The organism is Neisseria sp. KEM232 (assembly GCF_002237445.1).
In the GTDB taxonomy this organism is placed as follows: domain Bacteria; phylum Pseudomonadota; class Gammaproteobacteria; order Burkholderiales; family Neisseriaceae; genus Neisseria.
Genome location: NZ_CP022527.1, coordinates 2,082,056 through 2,103,030, shown reverse-complemented (window position 1 = coordinate 2,103,030; position 20,975 = coordinate 2,082,056). Strand labels below are relative to the sequence as shown.

Sequence of the window (20,975 nt, the reverse complement as noted above, 5' to 3'; positions counted from 1 at the left end):
CCTATTAAAAGATTTCACGCCAGCTAACTCGGCGGATAGGCGGCCGCGGCAAGTTTACTTTGAGTACATTAGTTTTACCGTCTGGCGTTTTATAAACCATTACATTATGTACAACACCACTAGAATCCGTTACTTTCAAAAGGCTGACAGTACCATTAGCACCCAACAGCGCTGCGATCGGTCCTGTTCCTTGTTTATAGTAATCAACAATACCCGAACCTGTACTACTCAATAACGGATAAGTAACGCCCGATGAGCTAACGGTATCGCAAGAAAGGAGAGGAGAGCTTCCATCGATGTAGCTATTCACAATCAGATATTTACCATTGCTCAAATATGGGCTGTAAATAATCTGTTCATATTGAGTAACTAGTTGTCCACCTTCCCTGTACGTCTTAGTACCCAAATCCATATACCAGCCATGCTGTTTAGTCCAATCCACCTTATTGGTGCTCAGTGTTTTGGAATCGTGAGTCTCACCATTGGCATCGGTAAATGCTTTTGTTGTAGTGCTAACTGTTTGCTGCTGAAGCTGGTTATGACCAATGATATTAACCGGAGCAAACTTCACAGCAGTCCTGTCGCGCAAACCATATAAACTTTGCGTTCCTTTTGCATAAGAAGCTTTTTTCTCCAAATAACCTTCTTGGCGATGACCTGTACCGAAATTTAAAACTGGATCACCACCTGTACCATTATCAGTACTTACAACAATTTTCGTAGTAATCGGCTGTCCGGTACGTGTCGTAAAGATTTTTTCTGCTTTACCTACACTATCGGTTAAGTCGAACCTCCATACATTGCCTTTTAAGTCACCGGCATAAGCATAGTCATAAATCAAATCGCCATCGACATCTGTCGGCGTCACATAAGCAATACCATTAGGAGCATCGGCTGTTCCACCAACATTGGTACTGATGAAACGGAAGCTTGGCACACCCGTTTGCTTGTTAATCGACATTACATAGATACCGGCAGGTCCTGCAGAAGGAGTACAGTTACCATTTGTTGCATCCTCTTTCGAACACCAGCCATTACCGAACACCGCTCCCCAAGTACCATCATGGAAGCGTCCGAATACCGGCGTACCATAAGTATTACCCAAGTTCGACCAAACCCCACCGCTAGTATTGGACCATTCTCCGATAACATTTGCAGCAGAGAATTTATCAGGTTCAGTAATGTCTAATGCATATACGGAACTGCCACCGGCACCCAAACCGCTTAACAACCATGTGTGCCATTTGCCGTTGTAATACACATCTCCCGTTGCAGGAGAGGCATCATTGTAGAAATTATGGCCATAATGAGAATGTGAAAAATCAAGTGAATCATTCCCTTTATTATGCATTCTCTGCAAAACAGAAGACGGCATAAAGGCAAACAACTCCTGACCATCATTATTTCGGGTATCAAATTGTCTGCTCGAATTATAATTACCGCTGCGGAAAGCATGTAAGAAGCCGTCATTCGATCCGGCATACACGGCATTTACTCTACCATAATTCTGATCAGCAAAATCGCGATAGTCTTTTTCATCTCCAACAGCATTTCCACGGCGATCATTCCATATGCGGTGATAATTCATATTGGAAGGATAACCCACCCATACTGGGCTGGAATTAATAATATCGCCTAAAACGCTATTTCTAACGCGGAATTGACCAACGCCTACCCGAACCTGTTCTTGGCTGCGGTCACCTTTTATATAGTCCAGACGTTGTTGGCCAGTTGTTTCGGTTTCGCCAGTAGAATACAAACTTGCTTTTTGAGCTTGAGTAAGATTTCCCCACTCCAATGATGTTCCTGCCACACCATTCCAAGTAAAGAATTTCCTAGAAGTCTGTTTAGGCGTATTGGCCACATTGGTTTCTTTACAAGCACCTCCATTCAGATTGCAAGCAGCATCCCAGTTGGCTTTTCCATTCACGCCGAATTTAGCATTGTCCCCCGTTCCACTATGAACAAAGGTTCTCGCCAACAACTGACCTGACCAATCATACGGGTTGTAAAGCGAAAGATAAACCTGCGTGTCACTCACTACTTTTGCATTTGGCAAGTTTACACTAGCACTACCTTCCGATTGCGTACTGGGCGCAGCCTTAAAGCAGGTGACTTCATGGTTATTATGTGATCCACCTGTTGAGCCTACGAAGGCAAAACGGAATGCCCGAGGCAAAGCACCATTGGTAGACGCCAAGTCCCTATCTTTAATAACTGTCTGGTATTCACCGCCATTCCAGCTATATTGGACAGTACCCTTGTTATCAGGAGTAATTTTGATTCTATATTGAATAGGCACAGCAGTAGACCGACTTTTCGTATTAGTCCACATATAGACGGGCAAACGTTTGCTATCAATATATTCGTAATTGTATAACTTACGTTTAGGATCTTTAGAGTCTGCGGAAAGGGTAATATTGCTCTTTATATGACCTGGTAGAAACGTTGGGGTAATTGTCAGCGTCCCCGTACGACACATACTTTTCAACCAGTTTTTATTATTATCATTGTTTGGCAGATTATGGCAGCCAGAAGCATCACACCAACCACGCTGATTAGCACTCAATGCTGGCTCCGTCAGATTCGGAGTTGGATTACGAGTCCAAAAATATTTAAACTTGTTTCCTTCCCAAGCACGCTTCCAGTCATTCAGTTTACTTGTTGGCACAGTACCCCAACCGTTCACCCTATAAAGATCCCGTAAAAAATCGCCGGACAGCATATAGTTGATATTGGTTTTACCTGCACCACGAATACCGATAGCATTAAATGATCCATTGGGATATTTGAATTCCGGATATCTTCCTTCATCCCTAGCATCTACCCAACTTCCATCTTTCCGCTTACCCACGCCTGTACTGGTACTATCTTGAGGGCCATTGACGAAGTTACCGAATTCATCCATACCGATGGCCAAATATCCGCCATCCACACCACTATAAATCGGGTTATCGTTGGCACAGGTATAGCCCAATGATCCACCATTCGCACCAATGCTGACAGGACGATCTGCATCTAACAAATAAAAAGACATACCGTCAGCACCGTTACCGCCCCATACATAAGTGGTAAAAGTAATTTCAACACCCTCATTAGTAGGGAACGGCTGTTCAGAAACGATACCACCCACACGGTGGTTGGTCGCAGGTGTCAGGCGCAAAGCACCGCTACCCACATCATCTTTCTTACCGGTTGCGCACGCACCCGGAGTGCCTGAAACGGTCGCTGATGCGGTTTGGCTGCCTGTTCCGGCAGTCAAACAAGCCTCGTTTACGGCAGTTGAGTCAGTCCTACTGGTAATGCCGCTACCCGGCTGCGGCATATACCATCTGTTTTTGGTTACACCCTTTGTGAAATCCTCTTCGATAACCAGTGCACCAACCCCGCTTGTCGAAAACAGAGTGATAGCGGCCAGCACCGCCGAACAGCATGGTTTTAATCTTAATTTATTCATTTTGTTTTCCTTGTGTTTACTGCGAAATGACAACATTCCAAATCAACCGTCTTGCCGCCGGATGTTTTCCCCGCATAAATTTAAAACCTAGTTCTACTAGCTCCCGTATTATATCGTAATATTTTCAATTCAAACAAACATTTTTATTTTTATCAGACAAGCGGCTATGCAACAAAATTTGCCAGCCGTTGCACAACGAGCCGCTAATTTCCTGCATCCTAAAAACAGCAGCGAAAAGGCCGTCTGAAAAGCCTGCAAACTTTTCAGACGGCCTTTCCCCGCCGCTTGCGGCGGGGCATCGCGTTTGGCGGCGTCAGTCGCCGATGATGTCCATGTTTTTGTCTTTAAACTGCGTGTTCGGCACTTTGACAATCAGCGGGTCGATTCTGCCGATGGCTTTTTCGTCTTTACCCGGGTAGCCGAGCTGATGGAGGAAGTAGCGAATGCAGTTGAGACGGGCACGTTTTTTGTCGTCGGAGCGGATAATCGTCCAGGGCGCGTCGCCTGTGTGGGTGTGGAAGAACATGGCGTTTTTCGCTTCGGTGTAGTCGTCCCAGCGGTCGAGCGACTGGATGTCGACGGGCGAGAGTTTCCAGTGTTTCAGCGGATCGTCGCGGCGGGAGATGAAGCGGCGCAGCTGTTCTTCGCGCGATACGGAAAACCAGAATTTAAAAAGATGCAGGCCGCTGTTGACCAGCATTCTTTCCAATTCGGGCGCCTGGCGCATAAAGAGCAGGTATTCCTGCGGTGTGCAGAAGCCCATCACGCGCTCGACGCCGGCGCGGTTGTACCAGGAGCGGTCGAAAAACACCATTTCGCCCGCGGTGGGCAGGTTTTGCACATAGCGTTGGAAATACCATTGGCCGCGTTCGGTTTCGGTGGGTTTTTCCAGCGCGACAACGCGGGCGCCGCGCGGATTGAGATGTTCCATAAAACGCTTGATGGTGCCGCCTTTGCCCGCGGCGTCGCGGCCTTCAAACAGGCTGACGATGCGCTGGCCGCTTTCTTTCACCCAGCTTTGCACTTTTAAAAGCTCGATTTGCAGCTTGGCTTTTTCTTTTTCGTACACGCGGCGGCTCATGCGCAGGCGGTAGGGGTAGTTTTCCGGCAGCGGCGCGGTGCTGGAATCTTCGCCCGACACTCTGCCCTGATGCTGCAACACTTCTTCTTCAAACACTTGCAGGCGGTCTTTGCTTGCGTCCACGTTCACTTCTTCAAAGGGTTTCAGTTGGTGGTCTGTCATGTTTTAAAGCTCCTTTCGTTAAAACTGCCGTCGTTTGACAACAGCGCAATTTTACGCTCATTGACACAAACAAACAAATTGCCGGCCGCGCCGGTGCGGCTATAATCCGCCCTTTTTTCCGCCCCAGAACCATGTCCGGATTCGTCCTTCTCGACGACGCCGTTTCCCGCCGCGCCGTCCTCTACCGCAAACTGCAATACAGCGATTTCCTGCTTTCAGACGGCCTCTCCCGCCTCGACGGTCTGCTGCAGCAAGGTTGGCGGCGCGGCCTGCACGCCGTTGTCGCTGCCGACTATTCTTTCGGCCTGCCGCTGCAAAAACTGCCGTCTGAAAAGCCGAGCACGCTCGCGCTGCACTGGTTTGAATCGTGCGCCGACACCGATACCCAATCCGCGCTGAACGCGCTTTCAGACGGCCTTTCCGACTCCCCCTGCGGCATCTCTGTGCCGCGTCCGTCTGTTTCCGAAACCGAATACCTCACCCACATCCGCACCATACAGCAAGCGATTGCACGCGGCGACTGCTACCAAATCAACTACACATTCCGCCTTGCACTCACGGCCTATGGCAGCCCCGTCGCGCTTTACCGCCGCCTGCGCCAGCCCGTGCCCTACGCCGCGCTGGCCTGCCTGCCCGATTCAGACGGCCGCGAAACGTGGACGCTCTGTTTTTCGCCCGAACTATTTTTAAATATCCGTTCAGACGGCCTCATCAGCACCGAGCCGATGAAAGGCACCGCGCCGTTTGTGGGCGACGGCCTCGACGACACCCGCGCCCGCGCCTTGCAGGCCGATCCGAAAAACCGCGCCGAAAACGTGATGATTGTCGATTTGCTGCGCAACGACTTGGGCAAAACCGCCGAAACCGGCAGCGTGCGCGTACCCGAGCCGTTTAAAGTATCGCGCTTCGGCAGCGTGTGGCAGATGACCAGCCGCATCGAAGCGCAGGCGCGGCGCGGCACAAGTGCGGCAGACATTTTCCGCTCCGCCTTCCCCTGCGGCAGCATCACCGGCGCACCCAAACGCAAAAGCATGGAAATCATCAAAAGCCTCGAAACCACGCCGCGCGGCCTTTACACCGGCAGCATCGGCTTTCTCAACCCGTGCAGCGGCGGAATCGGTTTTGAAGGCACGCTCAACGTGGTTATCCGCACGCTGACCCTCTCGCCGCGTTCAGACGGCCTTTGGCAGGGCGAATACGGTGTCGGCTCCGGCATCGTTGCCGACAGCGACCCGCAGGCCGAATGGCGCGAATGCGGCTGGAAAGCGCGTTTCCTTACCGAGCTGCGCCCCGACTTCGCCGTGTTTGAAACCCTGCGCGTGGAAAACGGGCAATGCGCTTTGTTAAACAGGCATTTAGGCCGTCTGAAAACCGCCGCCGAATCGCTCAACCTGCCGCTGCCTTCCGATTACGAAACGCAAATCCGTAACCGCATCGCCGCGCTGCCCGACACGCCCGCACGCCTGAAAATCACGCTTTCTTCAGACGGCCTCGCGTTTGCAAGTGCCGCGATTGCCGACTTGGACACGCCGCTGCGCGTAACCGTATCGCCCGAAATCCTGCCGCGCCGCGACTACCTGCGCCGCTTCAAAACCACGCGCCGCGAAACCTTCGACGCGGGTTGGCAGGCGGCGGAGCGGCAGGGCGCGTTTGACAGCCTGTTTTTCAATTCAGACGGCCTTTTGCTCGAAGGCGGCCGCAGCAACGTGTTTGTCAGACATTGCGGCCGCTGGCTCACGCCCGCTGCGGATTTGGATATTTTGTGCGGCGTGATGCGGCAGGAAGTGCTCGAAAATCCGCAACGCTACCTCGGCGCAGACAGCGTGTCCGAAGCGCACATCACGCGCGAAATGCTGGCCGAAGCCGAAGCAATCTATCTCACCAACGCCCTGCGCGGCGTGTTGGCGGTAGAATTGCTTGAGGCCGTCTGAAATGCCGGTTTGGCTTTCAGACGGCCTCCGAACACAAGCAATATTTGCCAAACGGCAAAAGGCCGTCTGAAAACCCGGTTTCAGGTTTTCAGACGGCCTTTTGCAAACGGGGCATCAGTCGATCAGCGCGTCTTTTCTATGGCGGTATTGCTTGATTTTCAAAGCATAGCCTGCCACGGTCGGAATCAGCGCGAGTATGGTTTTGAACGTCCACGAGGCATACCACGGCTTGTTGATGACGATGGTGTCCGCCGATGCAGCTGGAATCACAATATTTTTCACCGCATACCAGTCGAGAAACGGCCACCAGCAGGCAACCAGCAGGCCGAGAAACAGCGGCCAGAGCAGCCGCGCATGATCGCGCTGCCACAGCAGAAACAGCAGCACCGCCCACACCAGCGTCAGCACGGCAATCAGCAGCGCCGTCTGCCCCGGCGCGCCGAAATAGGCAGCAGCGAAATAGGTCAGCACCACCCACAGGCCGGCCAGCACCGCCATAATCAATTCTTCCGGACGTTTGAACATCATCTGCTCCTGAGCGAAAAACTGCGCGAATATACCGCAAAACCGCCGCTTTGGATATGGTGTAGAATGCCGCCTTTTCCCCGACGTGAGAGCAACCGTGAAACTGAAATCCTTTCTGCGCCAAGCCTCTTCGGTGTTAAACCGCCTCGACACCTGGCTGCCGCCGGAAAACCGCGAACCCGACTGGCGCGCCACGGCCTACCGCTGGCAGAAGGCGGGCAGCGGCGGCGTGCTGGAAAGCCTGCCCGCGCCGCACACTTTCCCGCTGTCGCGGCTGGCGGCGGTGGACGCGCAAACAGCGCGGCTGGTGCGCAACACCGAGCAGTTCGTCTGCGGCCGCCCCGCCAACAACGTGCTGCTCACCGGTTCGCGCGGCACGGGCAAATCGTCGCTGGTTAAGGCGCTGCTGCACGAATACGCCGCGCGCGGCCTGCGGCTCATCGAAGTGGACAAAAGCGATTTGGCCACCCTGCCCGCGCTGCTGGACGTGTTGGCGGCGCGGCCGGAGAAATTCATCGTGTTCTGCGACGATCTGTCGTTTGAAGAGGGCGAAAGCGGTTACAAGGCGCTGAAAACCGCGCTCGACGGCGGCCTGTCGCAGCGCTGCGCCAATGTGCTGGTTTACGCCACGTCCAACCGCCGCCACCTGATGCCCGAATACATGGCCGACAATGTCGGGCGCACCGGAGTGCGCGGCGAAGTGCACCAGAACGAGGCGGTGGAAGAAAAAGTTTCGCTGTCCGACCGCTTCGGCCTATGGCTGGGTTTTTATCCTTTCGATCAGGAAGACTATCTGCGTGCCGCCGCCAACTGGCTGGATCACTACGGCCTGCCTTTCGACGATACCGCGCGTCAGGCGGCGCTCAACTGGGCGCAGATGCGCGGCAGCCGCTCCGGCCGCACGGCCTGGCAGTTTGCCTGCGATTGGGCGGGCAGGCTGCCGCAGGAGCGGGTGGCGGATTAGGGTCTGTTGACATACAGCATCGCGGCGGTGTTTTTGATAAAGGCAGACCGAATACCCGCACAGCGAAACCAATATATTGAAGGCCGTCTGAAACTTTCAGACGGCCTTTTTGTTTGCACGGACGTATCAGAATGCGACGTAGTTGACGGGATTGACGGGTTTGCCGTCCTGCCGCACTTCGAAATGCAGTTTCACGCGGTCGGCATCGGTGTTGCCCATGCGGGCGATGGTTTGGCCGCGTTTGACGAAATCGCCTTCTTTCACCAGCAGCGCCTGGTTGTGGCCGTAGGCGCTCAGATAGGTGGAGTTGTGTTGGACGATAACGAGGTTGCCGTAGCCACGCAGGCCGTTGCCCGCGTAAACCACTTTGCCGTCGGCGGCGGCAACAACCACTTGTCCGGCTGTGCCCGCAATGTCCACACCTTTGTTGCTGCCGCTGAAATTGGCGACGACGTTGCCCGCAGTCGGGCGCTGCCAAGTGATGCCGGCAACGGTGCGGCTGCCGCCCGAAGGTGCGGGTGTGTGCGTAACGGCGGGGGCGGGCGTTGCCGCAGGCTGGCTGACGCTTGTCTGAGCGGCGGGAGGCGTGTAAGCCGGCACGGGGGTGTGCACGGCGGCGGGGGCGGAATAGCCCGACGGTTTGACGCGCAGGGTCTGGCCGACGCTGATGTTGTTGTCGATCAGATTGTTCCAGGCGCGCAGGTTGTCTTGGGTGATGTTGTAGCGTTTGGAAATGTTGTACACGGTGTCGCCGCGGACGACTTTGTGGGTGGCGGCGTTGATGTCCACGGGGGCGTAAGAGGGAACGTAGGTGCCGGAAGCGGCGGGAGGCGGCGTGTAGGCAGGCGGAGGAGTGTAAACGGCGGCGCCGGTTTCGTTTTGCGGATGGTAGGGCTCGGCGCCGTAGGGATTGCCGTCGGTAACCGCGCCGCTTTGAACGCCGGTGCCGGTGCTGCCGCCTTCGACAACGGGCGCGGCGGGCTGTTGCAGCCACGAGCAGGCGCCCAGCATCAGGACGGCGGCCAGGGAGCCGGTTTTCAATACTGTCTTGTTCAACATATTCTTCTTGCCTTCTTGGATTGGTGGGGGATTCGAGCGGGCGCTATCATAATCAAAGCGTGCGCCCTTCTCAACCCCGAAGGGCGCGGCGCGGCGGCTTATCGGGCGCTCGGACTGTAAAATCGCGTTATCGCACCGCTTTCTGCCAATACCTTGCGGTTTCACTTTGCCGGTTGTAGGCGGTGAGGTCGATTTGCAGCGGGGTAATGGTGACGAACCCTGCGGCGCATTCGGCAAAATCAGTACCCTCCTCGCTGTCGGCCGCCTCTCCCGCCGCGCCTATCCAGTAAACCTGCTCGCCGCGCGGGTTGCGGGCGGGAACGATGCTCTGCTCGTGGTGGCGGCGGCCGAGGCGGGTGATTTTGCAGCCGCGCAGGTCTTCCGCAGCAACGGCAGGGATGTTGATGTTCCACAAAACGGGTTCGGCGGGCGGCTCGGCGGTGAGGCGCTCCAAAAGTTGCCAGGCGGCTTTTTCGGCGGTCGGCCAGTAGCGGTCGCTGTGGTCGTTGAGCGAGAAGGCAACGGCGGGGATGCCGAGCAGATAGGCTTCGGTAGCGGCGGCGACGGTGCCGGAATAGAGGGTGTCGTCACCCATATTGGCGCCGTGGTTGATGCCCGAAAGCACCAAATCGGGCTTGAAATCCGGCAGGGCGTGCAGGGCGAGATGGATGCAGTCGGTAGGCGTGCCGCTGACATAATAAAAGCCGTTTTCGGCTTGGCGCAGATGCAGCGGGCGGTCGAGGGTGAGCGAGTTGCTGACGCCGCTACGGTTGCGCTCGGGAGCAACGACGCGCACGTTGGCAAATTCGGCGGCGACGCGGGCGAGCACGGCAATGCCCTGGGCCAGATAGCCGTCGTCGTTGCAGATGAGGATGTTCATTCGGGATGTCCTTTCGATTGCGGCTGGGTTTGCCGTTTTTATGCGGATGCCCGCTGCTCGGCAAACAGGCGTTGAAACCGTCTGAAAATGGCCGCGCTTGGTTTTCAGACGGCTTCAACGCCGTTTTTGCATGATGCGGCAGGCGTTTGCAAGACGAAGGGCAAACAGGCCGGATGTTTTACACGCGGTTTAAAATCAGCTCCGCCGCCGTCTGCCCGCTTTGCACGGCGGCTTCGAGGGTGGCGGGATAACGCGGGTGGAGATAGTCGCCCGCCGGGTAGATGCGGTTTTGTTGCAGCCAGCGACAGTCGGGAATCTGCCGCCCGGCCACACAGGCGGCGGTGGCGCGTTTTTCAGTCAGGACTTTGGCGGCCAGCGGCGCACCGAGATTGGGGCAGATGCGGCGCAAATCGGCATCGGCGCAGCTTATCCATTCGTCGGCACTAGTGATGCCCGCGAGATCGGAAGCGCTGATTACCGCCGCCACTTCTCGCCCGCTGCCGCCCAAACTGCCGCGTCGGAAAAACCAATGAACCGTTGCATCGGAGAGTCCGCACATCGGCGCGGGCAGCCCGACGTCTTCCGGGTAACGCAGATAAACGGTGGTAATGGCATGACAGCGGATGCTGTTGAAGGCCGTCTGAATTTCGGGAGGCGTTTCAGACGGCATCAGTGCGGCGGCATGATAGGGAGCCACGGCCAAAACCACGGCATCGAAATCCTCCCCGTCCGCCCGCACGCGTCCGTCGGGCAGAATTTCCAAACGCCCTACCCTGCGGCCGAAACGCACTTCCGCGCCGCGACGGCGCAAAAACGCCACGGCAGGTTCGGCAAGCAGGCTGCTCAAACCGGTTTTCGGCAACAGGTAATCGGCTGCGTCCTTTTCCGCCCACACGCCGTCCTGTAAAACCGCCTGTAAAGCGTTGAGGCCGGCCGTTTCCAAAGGTGTGTTCAATGCGCCCAGCACCAGCGGCCGCCAAAACCGCGCCGCCAAACGGGGCGGACATTGCTGTTCCGCCAACCAGCGGCCGACGGGCATATCTCCACCCGTTCTGTTTTTCAACCGCCGCATCTGGCCGAGTAAAGCCGTTTTTTCCGTTAGCCCGATATTCTTCGCCCGCAATACGCCCCACACGATATGCAGCGGCGCGGGAAGGGATGAGGCCGTCTGAAACTGCAAGCCGTCGGCCAGATGCCATTGCAGCGGCAGACGTTCGCAACTTTGCCGCCAGTCCGCACCGATTTTGTCCAGCAGATGGCGTACGCTGCGGTAGGCGTGGAGCATGATGTGCTGGCCGTTGTCCAAAAAAGTGAAGCCCTCATTTCCCGACGCCGGCGATTTCGCCCTGCCACCCGCCGTTTTTCCGGCTTCAAATACGGTGACATCGGCAGCGTCTGACAGCCTGACAGCGGCAGACAAACCGCTCCACCCCGCGCCGATTACGGCGATTTTTTGTTTCGCTTTGTTTTTCATGGGTTAAATCCGAACAGCCAGGTTTTCAGGGCAATCCGCTTTTTGCGCGGCGAGGGAATGGCGGTTTTGTAACGCAGCACGTTGGCCGCACCGTCGCGGCGGATTTCCTGCAACAGCGCGTAATACACCGCCGCCATCACCAATCCCGCCTTTTGTTTTTTATAGTCTTCAGACGGCAGCAGGACACGCGCCTCCCGATACGTCTGCTGCGTCCTCTTGATTTGGAAATCCATCAGCGCGGCAAATTCGGGGGTTAGCCGAGCCTGCAAAATCATATCCTCCGTCACATTGAAGTGGGAACACTCGTCCTGCGGCAGATAAATCCGCCCCATACGCGCATCCTCGCCGACATCGCGGATAATATTGGTCAGCTGCAAAGCCAAACCCTGTTTTTCCGCATACAGCAGGGTTTGGACATTGGAAAACCCCAGAATCCGCGCAATCAGGCACCCCACTACGCCGGCAACGCGGTGGCAGTACAGCGACAGCGCGGCAAAATCGGCATAGCGCACCTGCTGCAAATCCATCTGCATGCCTTCAATAATTTCCGACAGTTCTTCGTGAGGTAGTGAAAAATCCGCCGCCACCTGCTGCAAAGCACGGTTTACGGGATGTTCGGGGAGGCCGTCTGAAAAAACTTTAGCCAAATCACCACGCCACCATTGCAAAGAAATATTGGCAACCGCAGCATCCGAACAATCGTCGGCCACATCGTCCAACTCGCGGCAAAATGCATACAAAACAAGCAAAGCGTCACGCTTCTCCCGTTCGAGAAAACGAAACCCCGCTAAAAAATTGGAGCGGCTGGACAATACTTTTTCACGGCAATATTCCAAGGGCTGCATTTGTATGTATGCGACAAGCATTTAAAAAAGGAAGCGATTGTAATGTGATTCGGCGGGACAAACAAACAGCCCGCGAACTGAAAACAGATTCGCGGGCTGTTTGTTTGAGGAAGCTATTAGACAATTCAAATTATTTCACGACACAGGGAGAAGTCGTCTGAAACGCTTTTGCTGCCGCTATATTTGCTGCCCTATTGTTTCCGATACAGGCATAATTAGCACCTCTGCTGTCCGCCCAAGCCGCATAACGGTAACCTGAATTCTTAGGTACGGCATAGGCGCGGAAGCCGACCTTGTAGGCATCAGCCGGAGATCTTGTAATAAATGAAACATTAAAGTCGTATTTTCCCCTTATTTCGGAATCAATTATTTTGTCAGCTTCAGTCTTAAGCTTTCCTTCTGTTTTGATGTCGTTCTCAAAATAACCGGGTTTTTTAACCATTTCCGATTTGAAAAAAGTAGCAGCCTCAGACATTTCCGATTGGGCATAAGCCAAATTGGTTTTTTCTACATGTTCCTGATAAGACGGAATTGCAATTGCGGCAAGGATACCGATAATGGCAACTGTAACCATCATCTCGACTAAGGTAAAACCAACGTAAGACATTTTTTTGTTTTGCATTCGGATTCCTTAATCAATCAAGAGTGGCAGCAACATATGATTGAAGGGTCACCACTGTATTTTTATTTTCTCCCCAAGCTCTTACTGTAACACGTAAAATATCTTCATCATCTTCTTTTCCGATAAGTTCAATTAAATATTTAGGATTTCGAGAAACCGGGCTTTTAGGTTTTACAATATAATCAACAGCTCTTGATTCCCAGCAACTAACTTGAGAACCATCACACGAGCCTTCCCAAACAGGATTTTTATCACCAGGCATACATAATCCCTCTTTACTGCAGCCTGGAACTGTCGGAAATTGACTTAATTTAAGACTGCTGATCTTAGCCTCACCCCCTCGTAATGCAGACTCAGCCACTTGCATCGCCATCTTCCTATCTGCATCATTGCTGCTGATTCTACTCTCTGTATTAAATGACTGTGCTGCTGCCAATACCATAACTGCCAGCACAAGCATCATCACCATAACCACAGGTAATGAAAACCCTCTTTGCTTTATTCTCATTGTAAAATTTTCCTATCTTATAAATTTCACTTCTTGCTGGAAACCACGATCAGCACAAAAAGCACCTGCATGTACTGTAGCATCAATATGATACGTTTGAATATCAGATGCAGAACCATTAGAACTTTTTCCTGCAACTAAATTCCCATCCCCTCCCCTACCTTGCAACTTAAGACGCAATAAAGTTGGGGGAGGAGCCTTAGCTCCTGTCAATATTGTTTTTTGAAATTTAATTTTTGCATCATTATTTTTTTCAGTACACGCAGGAGAAGAGGCATAATAACCAAACTGTATATCCCAACTATCCACTCCCGTTAATAAAAGTTGCGGTTCACCAAATGTACCATCTGCATTCATCTGGAACAAATACAAACCTTTATCTCCCCCATTAGGTTGGCCAATAGCATATACATTAACGGATTGCCTAAAAATGGTCGCATTATTCACATCCACAAGAGGAACGGGAACCTGAGCAACTCGTAGTTGTTGCCTAGCATAAACTTTTTTTGCTCCAGAAAACCTCTCCAAAGTAGAACAGCTACTAACTACAACAGGAGCAGCATCATGACCACTTAATTCTGCTAACTCATCCGTCTGAGGAATATTAATATTAAAAAAATTACCGCTTACTTTAGCGTTACCAGATCCAATACCATAAGTAAATAATAAAACATTATTTCCTAGAAAGGAAAAATTAGAATTCAACCACCCACGAGCATCCGCTACAGGTATCAATTTTATACCCTGATTCTGTTCATTTTTATAAAGCAAGTCATCCAGTCTATTGTGATTAGTATAATTATTATTTTTATACACCCCGTAGTCATTAAGAACAATTCCACCATCAACACTTTGTTTAGATAGATTGAAACATCCAAAGAAACCAGCCATCCGTGCATCACGCACAATCATATTAGTTGCATTTCTTAAATCTTGCTGTACCTGAAGCCGTGCATTAGCCGCAGTACTTAATTTTTGAGTTGCAATAAAACCAGAACCAGCAGCAACAAGAACAATCATACTTAAAGCAGCAGCTACTAAGAGTTCAATCAAAGTAAAGCCAGATACGGATAATTGTCGTCTATAATTATTAGACAACATACTAATTTTTATATTTTTATTGCTCATCATTGTCCATCTTTCAAATATGTTTGATAACTTACTGACTGGTTTTTCGCCCCCTGCACTCCAGAAGAATTTGGATCTACTAACCACGCTATCTTGATAGCAATATTACCACTACCACTACATTTAGCATCAAAAGTACCATCAGCCATAATCTCTGGCTTATCATTTAAATTATCATCTTCACAAATTCGCCATTTAACCCCCATATCCCCCAGCTTACCCGATTCCAATTCTTTAGAAAAATTAAATAGTTGCCACAAAGCTAGTTGATTTAATGTATATTCATTATATTTTGGTTCGTTTTTAGGCATTTTTGTATCATCTGATTTATAATGCCCATAATTTTTTTTAGTCCAAGTTCCAGCATTATCCAACTCCAATTCAGGGTTAGAAAGTATCCCCTCAATCAGATTTTGAGCTGCTTGAGCTGCAATGGTTTGTGTTTCGGCCTCTCTAACACTACTCACAGAGCGCAACTGTGTCGCCAACAACGCCAAAATTCCCAAAGCCAAAACAACAACAGAGACCAACACCTCTACAAGAGCAAAACCTTGAACTCGTAATTTATCTTGAGAAACATTTACAGACTTCATGCTACATATCCCTTTATTTATATTCGCATGCTTTCAAATCACCTGCTCTATCGCAGAATTTTACTTGATTTCCTGATACTAATAATACAACAGAACGAGAAGACTTACTATTTTCATCCTTAGCCTGAGCATCGGTTAGAGTAAATTTAACATAGCCACTAATAGGATCTATCGTACGAAAATCTGCAGTAGCATTTCCTGTCGTAATTCGCCGAACAGATCCGTCTGGTAAAAATGCTAATACGGAAGTATTCGGATTTTTAGCCGCATCGCTCCCATCATACTTCACACTACGTACACTATATTGAACCCGATCGCCGCTATTATCGTTCCCTTGACTTCTTTGGTTGATGATTGCCACACGCAAAGATTCATCAACACCTCGAACATATTGCTTATCTAAATTTCTATCTGCCCACAACATCAATCCAGAACCTGAGTATTGCTCTTGGCACTGTCCATTAGGATTTCCATCTTTCCTGATCTGAGCAGGGCAAAGGTAAACGGGCAGATTCAATCGAGCAGCTTCAGATCTACCCAAACGAATCATGTTAGCTACCTTTTCTGCTGCTGCGGCAACACGGCGTTTTGCCAACCACTCAGAGAAGTTTGGTATGGCTACAGCTGCCATGATAGCCATAATGGCAATCGTCACCATCAACTCAACTAATGTAAAACCCTTTTCCAATATTTTCATGAAGCTTTCCCTATTCGCGTCTTTTCACAGAGCGTATGTCCCATATCAAATAATTATTCCGTTATTCTAAACGATAAAGGCATACATATTCCAGCACAATTTGATTTAAAACCCCTGTATCTCACTCTTCAACCGTAGCCGCATCCGGCACATAAGCAGCATTATCAAACTTGGTAAACTGCCCCATCCAGGTAAGGAAGATTTTACCGACCGGCCCGTTACGGTGTTTGCCGATAATACATTCGGCCAACCCCTTCATCGGCGACTCGGGGTTGTAGTATTCGTCGCGGTACATAAACATAATCAAATCCGCATCCTGCTCAATAGCGCCCGATTCGCGCAAATCGGACATAATCGGACGTTTGTCGGTGCGCTGCTCGACGGAGCGGCTCAACTGGGACAGGGCAATAATCGGCACTTGCAGCTCTTTTGCCAGCGATTTGAGCGACCGGGATATTTCACCCAGTGCGGCGGCACGGTTGTCGGTGCGGCCGGAGCTTTCCATCAATTGCAGGTAATCGATAACAATCAGACCGAGTTTGCCGCCAAACTGCCTGGCAAGACGGCGGGCGCGGGCGCGCAGTTCCAAAGCGGTCAGACCGGCGGTTTCGTCGATAAACATCGGTGCATCGGCCAAACGGTTTACCGCCTCGTTCAGACGCCCCCAGTGCTCGTCCTGCAACTTGCCGGTTTTCAAAACATGCTGGTCGAGCCTCCCCACCGAACCGAGCATACGCATCACCAGTTGGGAGCCGCCCATTTCCATCGAAAACACGGCCACCGGCAGCTTGGCTTCCAACGCCACGTGTTCGGCGATATTGATGGAAAACGCGGTTTTACCCATCGAAGGACGCCCGGCCACGATAATCAAATCGCCCGGCTGCAGGCCGGATGTTTTTTTGTCCAAATCGATAAAACCGGTGGAAACACCGGTTACTTCGTCGGGATTGTCGCGGGCATAAAGCATGTCGATACGTTCGACCACTTCGCGCAGCAAGTCGGGCAGCTGCAAAAAGCCCTGTTTGGATTTGGCCGTACTTTCGGCGATTTGGAAAACTTTGTTTTCGGCTTCGTCGAGCAGCTGGGCGGCATCGCGGCCTTGCGGATTATAGGCATTCCTAGCAATTTCCGTGCCGACTTCGGCGAGCTGGCGCATCACCGATTTCTCCCGCACGATTTCGGCATAGCGGCGGATATTGGCGGCCGACGGCGTGTTTTGTGCCAGCGAAATCAGATAGTTGAAACCGCCGACTGTTTCCAGCTCGTCGTTGCGTTCCAAGTATTCCTGCACGGTAATCACGTCGGCAGGCTTGCTTTCGTTGATTAGTGACGCGATTGTGCGGAAGATTACGCGGTGCTCGTGGCGGTAAAAATCCTCGCCCCCCACCACGTCGGCGATTCTGTCCCACGCGCTGTTTTCCAGCAGCAGGCCGCCGAGCACCGACTGTTCGGCCTCAACCGAATTGGGCGGCAGCGACAGGGCGGCGGTTTCTTCGGAAGAATGTTCGTCGTAATCGGCGTAGTCGTTCATGTCTTTACCACAATATTTTTCAGACGGCATTATAGCCGAAACGAAAGGGAGCCAGCCCTGCGGCCGCTCCCTTTTTTCTGTCTGCGCACTTTATTCCGCGCCAAATTCCAGCAGTTGAAATTCCTCTTTGCCTGCGAAGCATTCGGGGCATTCCCAATCGTCGGGCAGGTCTTCAAATTTCGTCCCCGGGGCGATGCCGCGTTTGGGATCGCCCTCTTCTTCGTCGTAAATCCATTCGCACAATACGCATACATACTGAGCCATATTCCGTTTTCCTTTTTATTTGCCGTTTTTACACAAAACGAAACAGGCCGTCTGAAAACGGCCTGTCCGTCCCGCGCATATTGTAGCGGCTCTTGCTGCGGCGTTAAATCGAAAACTCGCCTTCGCCCATAAATTCCAGCTCGCTGATTTCCTTGCGCAGGTGTTTGATGGCGGGGGTGACGATGGCGACAAACATCGCTTCGCGCACGCGCCGCTGCACGGGGCTTTGCATCAAATAGCCCGCCGCACCGGTGTGCAGGGCGGCCGATTGCGCGGCGTCGAGGCAGAGCACGGCGGCGGCTTCGCGCAGGCGCAGGGTTTCCAAGAGTTCGGGTTCGTTGCGGTAGGCAGCGTCGGCCAGCTCGGCGGTTTTGTTTAAGGCCGTCTGAAAACGCCCGTTCAGTTCTTCATAACCGTTGTCGAGGAAATCGTTGGTTTCGCTGCCCGTGTTGGCAGCGGCGATTTCGGCAAGACAGCCGTCGACAATGCCCGCGCCGATGCCGATTTGCAGCAGGATGAAGCCCGCTTTGATGCTCTGGATATAGTCGGCAAACTGCTCAGGCTCAGCAATCACGTCTTCGTGAGGCACAAACACGTTTTCAAATTTGATGGCGAAGGTGCGCGTGCCTTCCAAGCCGCAGAATTCCGGGCAGGGAATCAGCGACACGCCCGTTCGTTGTCCGCCGGTGACAAACATCACGTAGCTGCCGCCGATTTGCGCCGTGTTCGCCCAAATGTGGTTTTCGCCGAGGTTGGACACCCACGGCAGGATGCCGTTGACAATATAGCCGCCGTCGGTTTTTTCCGCCTGCAACTGGTGCTTCTCGATGCCTGCCAAGTGTTTGACAGTATTGGACATACCCGTTCCCGCCAGCACTTTGCCGTTTAACACGTCGGCCAGATAGCGGCGTTTCACTTCCGCATTGGGCGTTTGGTGCAGATACCAGGCGCAGGCGGCCTGACACCAGGCGGAAAAGGCCGTTGCGCCGCACACTTTCCCCACCTCGCGCAGCACTTCTATCTGCGCCGTCAAACCCAGCCCGCTGCCGCCCTCCTCCGGCGTGCCGACGGCGGCAAAACCGCCGATCGCGCCCAGGCCGCGCAAAAATTCTTCGGGATACAGCCCTTTGCGGTCGATGTCTTCGACTAAGGGCTTCAATTCGGTTTGCACCAGTTCGGCGGTTTGCCGCAACAGGGTTTCGCGTGACATATTTCGGTTCTCCTGATTGGTGTATTAGGGTCTGTTGACAATCAGCATTGCGGCGGTATTTTTGGTAAAAATCCGCGCCTGCCGCGTCAAAAATGCTCGCAAGGTGTCCAACCTTGCTGCGCTTTTTTCCTTGCAAACACGGATTTTTCCTCAAAAAACCGCTTCGCAAGCTGAATGTCAACAGCCCCTACGGTACGGATACGGAAAAGGCCGTCTGAAAAGCGGATTTCGGTGTTTCAGACGGCCTTTGAAGCAATGAATCTTTAAGCGTAGGCCTGTAATTCGGGATTGATTTCGGTGCGCGCCAGATTGTTGGTGTAGTTGCACAGCGTTGCCAGCGCCACGCCGAGCACCACTTCTACCGCCTGCTGCTGGTTGTAGCCCGCAGCAAAGAAGGCCTGCAATTCGTCGTCGGATACATTGCCTTTTTTCGCAATCACCTGCTGCGTGAAATCCGACAGCGCATTCAGCTTGGCATCATCAATCGGGGACACGGCGCGCACGGCGGCGATTTGGTCGGCGGTCAGCAGTTTTTTCAACGTGGCGAGTTTGGTGTGGCCGGCCACGCAGAAACCGCACTCGTTGATTTTGGCGGCGAGAATCTGCACCACCTCGCGCTCGCCCGGCGTGAGCGAAGTTTCGCCGTTGAGCTTGCCCACTTCCTGATAAAAGGCCAGCGCCTCGGGCGAATTGGCGAGCACGCCGATAAGATTGGGCAGGAAACCGTTGGCTTTGAGCGCGGCTTCGACGCGGGGTGTGGCTTTTTCGGGAGCGGTTTCGACGGTATGGATGGTTAAGCGTGCCATGTTTTTTCCTTTTTTCGGTGTGTATTCGGGAGGCGGCGATAATAGCGGAGGCGGCCTGACGGGGGAAAGAACGCTTTTTCCGTTGCGGCAAACTAAAAGTTATAAGGCCGTCTGAAATGTGGGAGGCCGTCTGAAAAAACCAGCTGCGCGGTTTTTTCAGACGGCCTCTTGCCGACGGTACGGACGGGTTCAGTCCAGCATGCGCCAGGCGGTTTGTCCGCCTGCGCGCATGGGGACGAGGGTTTCGCTGCCGTAGGGTACGGACGCTGGGATGTTTTGCGGCTCTTTGACCAGCGTAACGGTGTCGCTGTTTTCGGGCAGGCCGTAGAAGCGTGCGCCGTTTTGCGAGGCGAAGGCTTGGAGTTTGTCCAACGCGCCGGCGGCTTCAAATACTTCGGCGTACAGCTCGATGGCGGTCATCGCGCTGAACATGCCCGCGCAGCCGCAGGCGTTTTCTTTGGCGGTTCGGGCGTGCGGGGCGGAGTCGGTGCCCAAGAAGAATTTGTGGGATTTTTCGCCGGTTACGGCGGCGACGAGGGCTAGTCGGTGGCTTTCGCGTTTGAGCACGGGCAGGCAGAAATGGTGCGGGCGCACGCCGCCGACGAGGAGGTCGTTGCGGTTGAGCAGCAGGTGTTGCGGAGTTACGGTGGCGGCCACGTTGTCGCCCGCTGCCAATACCAGCCGCGCGGCTTCGGCGGTGGTGATGTGCTCGAACACGACTTTCAAATCGGGCACTTGCGCGAGCACGGGCTTCATCACGCGTTCGATAAAGGCGGCTTCGCGGTCGAAGATGTCGATGTCGGGGTCGGTAACTTCGCCGTGTACGAGAAACAGGATGCCCTGACGCGCCATTTCCTGCAATACGGGGATGAGTTTGAACAGGTCGGTTACGCCCGAGTCGGAATTGGTGGTCGCGCCGGCGGGGTAGAGTTTGAAAGCGACGATGCCGGCGGCTTTGGCTTCGCGCACCAGTTCGGGCGTAGCCTGGTCGGTGAGATACAGCGTCATCAGCGGCTCGAAGCGGCTGCCTGCGGGCAGGGCGGCGAGAATGCGTTGTTTGTAGGCAAGTGCGTCGGCAACGGCGGTTACGGGCGGCTTGAGGTTGGGCATAATCACGGCACGCCCCATCTGGCGGGCGGTATAGGGCGCAACGGCTTTGAGTGCGTCGCCGTCGCGCAGGTGCAGGTGCATATCGTCGGGGCGGATGATGGTGAGGGTTTGCATGGATGTTCCTTTGG

At 53.1% G+C, this 20,975-nt stretch carries 19 protein-coding genes; 2 read left to right on the top strand and 17 right to left on the bottom strand.

What is annotated here, in order from left to right:
* Positions 1–4: 4 nt before the first annotated feature.
* Positions 5–3,457 carry a PilC/PilY family type IV pilus protein gene (locus CGZ77_RS10470; RefSeq protein WP_157697538.1) on the bottom strand — a complete coding sequence of 1,151 codons (3,453 nt, stop codon included), beginning with the start codon at positions 3,455–3,457 and terminating at the stop codon, positions 5–7.
* A gap of 313 nt (positions 3,458–3,770) precedes the next feature.
* On the bottom strand, positions 3,771–4,700 hold the full coding sequence (ppk2, locus tag CGZ77_RS10465) for a polyphosphate kinase 2 (RefSeq protein WP_009425739.1): 930 nt from the start codon (positions 4,698–4,700) through the stop codon (positions 3,771–3,773).
* A gap of 131 nt (positions 4,701–4,831) precedes the next feature.
* Between ppk2 and CGZ77_RS10460 the strand changes: the two genes are divergently transcribed.
* Positions 4,832–6,631, top strand: coding sequence for a bifunctional chorismate-binding protein/class IV aminotransferase (locus tag CGZ77_RS10460; protein ID WP_009425740.1), 1,800 nt, complete (start codon positions 4,832–4,834; stop codon positions 6,629–6,631).
* Between the two features lie 114 nt (positions 6,632–6,745).
* Here CGZ77_RS10460 and CGZ77_RS10455 read toward each other — a convergent pair whose 3' ends face one another.
* Positions 6,746–7,156, bottom strand: coding sequence for a hypothetical protein (locus CGZ77_RS10455; RefSeq protein ID WP_036495821.1), 411 nt, complete (start codon positions 7,154–7,156; stop codon positions 6,746–6,748).
* A gap of 97 nt (positions 7,157–7,253) precedes the next feature.
* Between CGZ77_RS10455 and CGZ77_RS10450 the strand changes: the two genes are divergently transcribed.
* On the top strand, positions 7,254–8,120 hold the full coding sequence (locus CGZ77_RS10450; protein WP_009425742.1) for an ATP-binding protein: 867 nt from the start codon (positions 7,254–7,256) through the stop codon (positions 8,118–8,120).
* Positions 8,121–8,246: 126 nt separating this feature from the next.
* On the opposite strand, the gene CGZ77_RS10445 is transcribed toward CGZ77_RS10450, so the two are convergent.
* From CGZ77_RS10445 to pyrC, 14 genes are all read right to left on the bottom strand, one after another.
* Positions 8,247–9,179, bottom strand: a complete 933-nt coding sequence (locus tag CGZ77_RS10445; protein ID WP_036495824.1) for a peptidoglycan DD-metalloendopeptidase family protein — start codon at positions 9,177–9,179, stop codon at positions 8,247–8,249.
* A 127-nt stretch (positions 9,180–9,306) separates the two neighbouring features.
* Positions 9,307–10,059 carry a 5'/3'-nucleotidase SurE gene (gene surE / locus CGZ77_RS10440; protein ID WP_009425745.1) on the bottom strand — a complete coding sequence of 251 codons (753 nt, stop codon included), beginning with the start codon at positions 10,057–10,059 and terminating at the stop codon, positions 9,307–9,309.
* A gap of 178 nt (positions 10,060–10,237) precedes the next feature.
* Positions 10,238–11,533: a hydroxysqualene dehydroxylase HpnE gene (gene hpnE, locus CGZ77_RS10435; protein WP_009425747.1), complete on the bottom strand. Its 1,296-nt coding sequence runs from the start codon at positions 11,531–11,533 to the stop codon at positions 10,238–10,240.
* The gene (gene hpnD, locus CGZ77_RS10430; RefSeq protein WP_036495834.1) at positions 11,530–12,378 is read right to left on the bottom strand and encodes a presqualene diphosphate synthase HpnD; all 849 of its coding nucleotides are present in this window, start codon (positions 12,376–12,378) and stop codon (positions 11,530–11,532) included. Before hpnD ends, hpnE begins: the two co-directional genes overlap by 4 nt.
* A gap of 130 nt (positions 12,379–12,508) precedes the next feature.
* Positions 12,509–13,000, bottom strand: coding sequence for a prepilin-type N-terminal cleavage/methylation domain-containing protein (locus tag CGZ77_RS12685; RefSeq protein ID WP_009425749.1), 492 nt, complete (start codon positions 12,998–13,000; stop codon positions 12,509–12,511).
* 13 nt (positions 13,001–13,013) lie between these two features.
* Positions 13,014–13,508 (bottom strand): PilX N-terminal domain-containing pilus assembly protein, encoded by a 495-nt coding sequence (locus CGZ77_RS10420; protein ID WP_083479435.1) that lies wholly within the window; start codon positions 13,506–13,508, stop codon positions 13,014–13,016.
* A gap of 12 nt (positions 13,509–13,520) precedes the next feature.
* A complete protein-coding gene (locus tag CGZ77_RS10415) occupies positions 13,521–14,639 on the bottom strand; it encodes a PilW family protein (RefSeq protein ID WP_009425750.1) in 1,119 nt (372 codons plus the stop codon).
* Positions 14,636–15,229 carry a type IV pilus modification protein PilV gene (pilV, locus tag CGZ77_RS10410; protein ID WP_009425751.1) on the bottom strand — a complete coding sequence of 198 codons (594 nt, stop codon included), beginning with the start codon at positions 15,227–15,229 and terminating at the stop codon, positions 14,636–14,638. The genes CGZ77_RS10415 and pilV overlap by 4 nt, the downstream gene beginning before the upstream one ends.
* Before the next feature lie 13 nt (positions 15,230–15,242).
* Complete coding sequence (locus tag CGZ77_RS10405; protein WP_083479436.1) at positions 15,243–15,926, bottom strand: Tfp pilus assembly protein FimT/FimU; 684 nt, start codon at positions 15,924–15,926, stop codon at positions 15,243–15,245.
* 121 nt (positions 15,927–16,047) lie between these two features.
* Positions 16,048–17,457: a replicative DNA helicase gene (gene dnaB / locus CGZ77_RS10400; RefSeq protein WP_036495828.1), complete on the bottom strand. Its 1,410-nt coding sequence runs from the start codon at positions 17,455–17,457 to the stop codon at positions 16,048–16,050.
* Positions 17,458–17,547: 90 nt separating this feature from the next.
* Positions 17,548–17,721 carry a rubredoxin gene (locus CGZ77_RS10395; protein WP_009425754.1) on the bottom strand — a complete coding sequence of 58 codons (174 nt, stop codon included), beginning with the start codon at positions 17,719–17,721 and terminating at the stop codon, positions 17,548–17,550.
* Between the two features lie 103 nt (positions 17,722–17,824).
* On the bottom strand, positions 17,825–18,931 hold the full coding sequence (locus tag CGZ77_RS10390; protein ID WP_009425755.1) for an acyl-CoA dehydrogenase family protein: 1,107 nt from the start codon (positions 18,929–18,931) through the stop codon (positions 17,825–17,827).
* Between the two features lie 263 nt (positions 18,932–19,194).
* A complete protein-coding gene (locus tag CGZ77_RS10380; protein ID WP_009425756.1) occupies positions 19,195–19,737 on the bottom strand; it encodes a carboxymuconolactone decarboxylase family protein in 543 nt (180 codons plus the stop codon).
* Between the two features lie 189 nt (positions 19,738–19,926).
* On the bottom strand, positions 19,927–20,961 hold the full coding sequence (gene pyrC, locus CGZ77_RS10375) for a dihydroorotase (RefSeq protein WP_009425758.1): 1,035 nt from the start codon (positions 20,959–20,961) through the stop codon (positions 19,927–19,929).
* Positions 20,962–20,975: the final 14 nt, after the last annotated feature.

Coding starts and splice junctions, on each gene's coding strand:
- CGZ77_RS10470 (WP_157697538.1), bottom strand. CDS start 3,457: ATGAATAAATTAAGATTAAAACCATGCTGTTCGGCGGTGCTGGCCGCT.
- ppk2 (WP_009425739.1), bottom strand. CDS start 4,700: ATGACAGACCACCAACTGAAACCCTTTGAAGAAGTGAACGTGGACGCA.
- CGZ77_RS10460 (WP_009425740.1), top strand. CDS start 4,832: ATGTCCGGATTCGTCCTTCTCGACGACGCCGTTTCCCGCCGCGCCGTC.
- CGZ77_RS10455 (WP_036495821.1), bottom strand. CDS start 7,156: ATGTTCAAACGTCCGGAAGAATTGATTATGGCGGTGCTGGCCGGCCTG.
- CGZ77_RS10445 (WP_036495824.1), bottom strand. CDS start 9,179: ATGTTGAACAAGACAGTATTGAAAACCGGCTCCCTGGCCGCCGTCCTG.
- surE (WP_009425745.1), bottom strand. CDS start 10,059: ATGAACATCCTCATCTGCAACGACGACGGCTATCTGGCCCAGGGCATT.
- hpnE (WP_009425747.1), bottom strand. CDS start 11,533: ATGAAAAACAAAGCGAAACAAAAAATCGCCGTAATCGGCGCGGGGTGG.
- hpnD (WP_036495834.1), bottom strand. CDS start 12,378: ATGCAGCCCTTGGAATATTGCCGTGAAAAAGTATTGTCCAGCCGCTCC.
- CGZ77_RS12685 (WP_009425749.1), bottom strand. CDS start 13,000: ATGCAAAACAAAAAAATGTCTTACGTTGGTTTTACCTTAGTCGAGATG.
- CGZ77_RS10420 (WP_083479435.1), bottom strand. CDS start 13,508: ATGAGAATAAAGCAAAGAGGGTTTTCATTACCTGTGGTTATGGTGATG.
- CGZ77_RS10415 (WP_009425750.1), bottom strand. CDS start 14,639: ATGATGAGCAATAAAAATATAAAAATTAGTATGTTGTCTAATAATTAT.
- pilV (WP_009425751.1), bottom strand. CDS start 15,229: ATGAAGTCTGTAAATGTTTCTCAAGATAAATTACGAGTTCAAGGTTTT.
- CGZ77_RS10405 (WP_083479436.1), bottom strand. CDS start 15,926: ATGAAAATATTGGAAAAGGGTTTTACATTAGTTGAGTTGATGGTGACG.
- dnaB (WP_036495828.1), bottom strand. CDS start 17,457: ATGAACGACTACGCCGATTACGACGAACATTCTTCCGAAGAAACCGCC.
- CGZ77_RS10395 (WP_009425754.1), bottom strand. CDS start 17,721: ATGGCTCAGTATGTATGCGTATTGTGCGAATGGATTTACGACGAAGAA.
- CGZ77_RS10390 (WP_009425755.1), bottom strand. CDS start 18,931: ATGTCACGCGAAACCCTGTTGCGGCAAACCGCCGAACTGGTGCAAACC.
- CGZ77_RS10380 (WP_009425756.1), bottom strand. CDS start 19,737: ATGGCACGCTTAACCATCCATACCGTCGAAACCGCTCCCGAAAAAGCC.
- pyrC (WP_009425758.1), bottom strand. CDS start 20,961: ATGCAAACCCTCACCATCATCCGCCCCGACGATATGCACCTGCACCTG.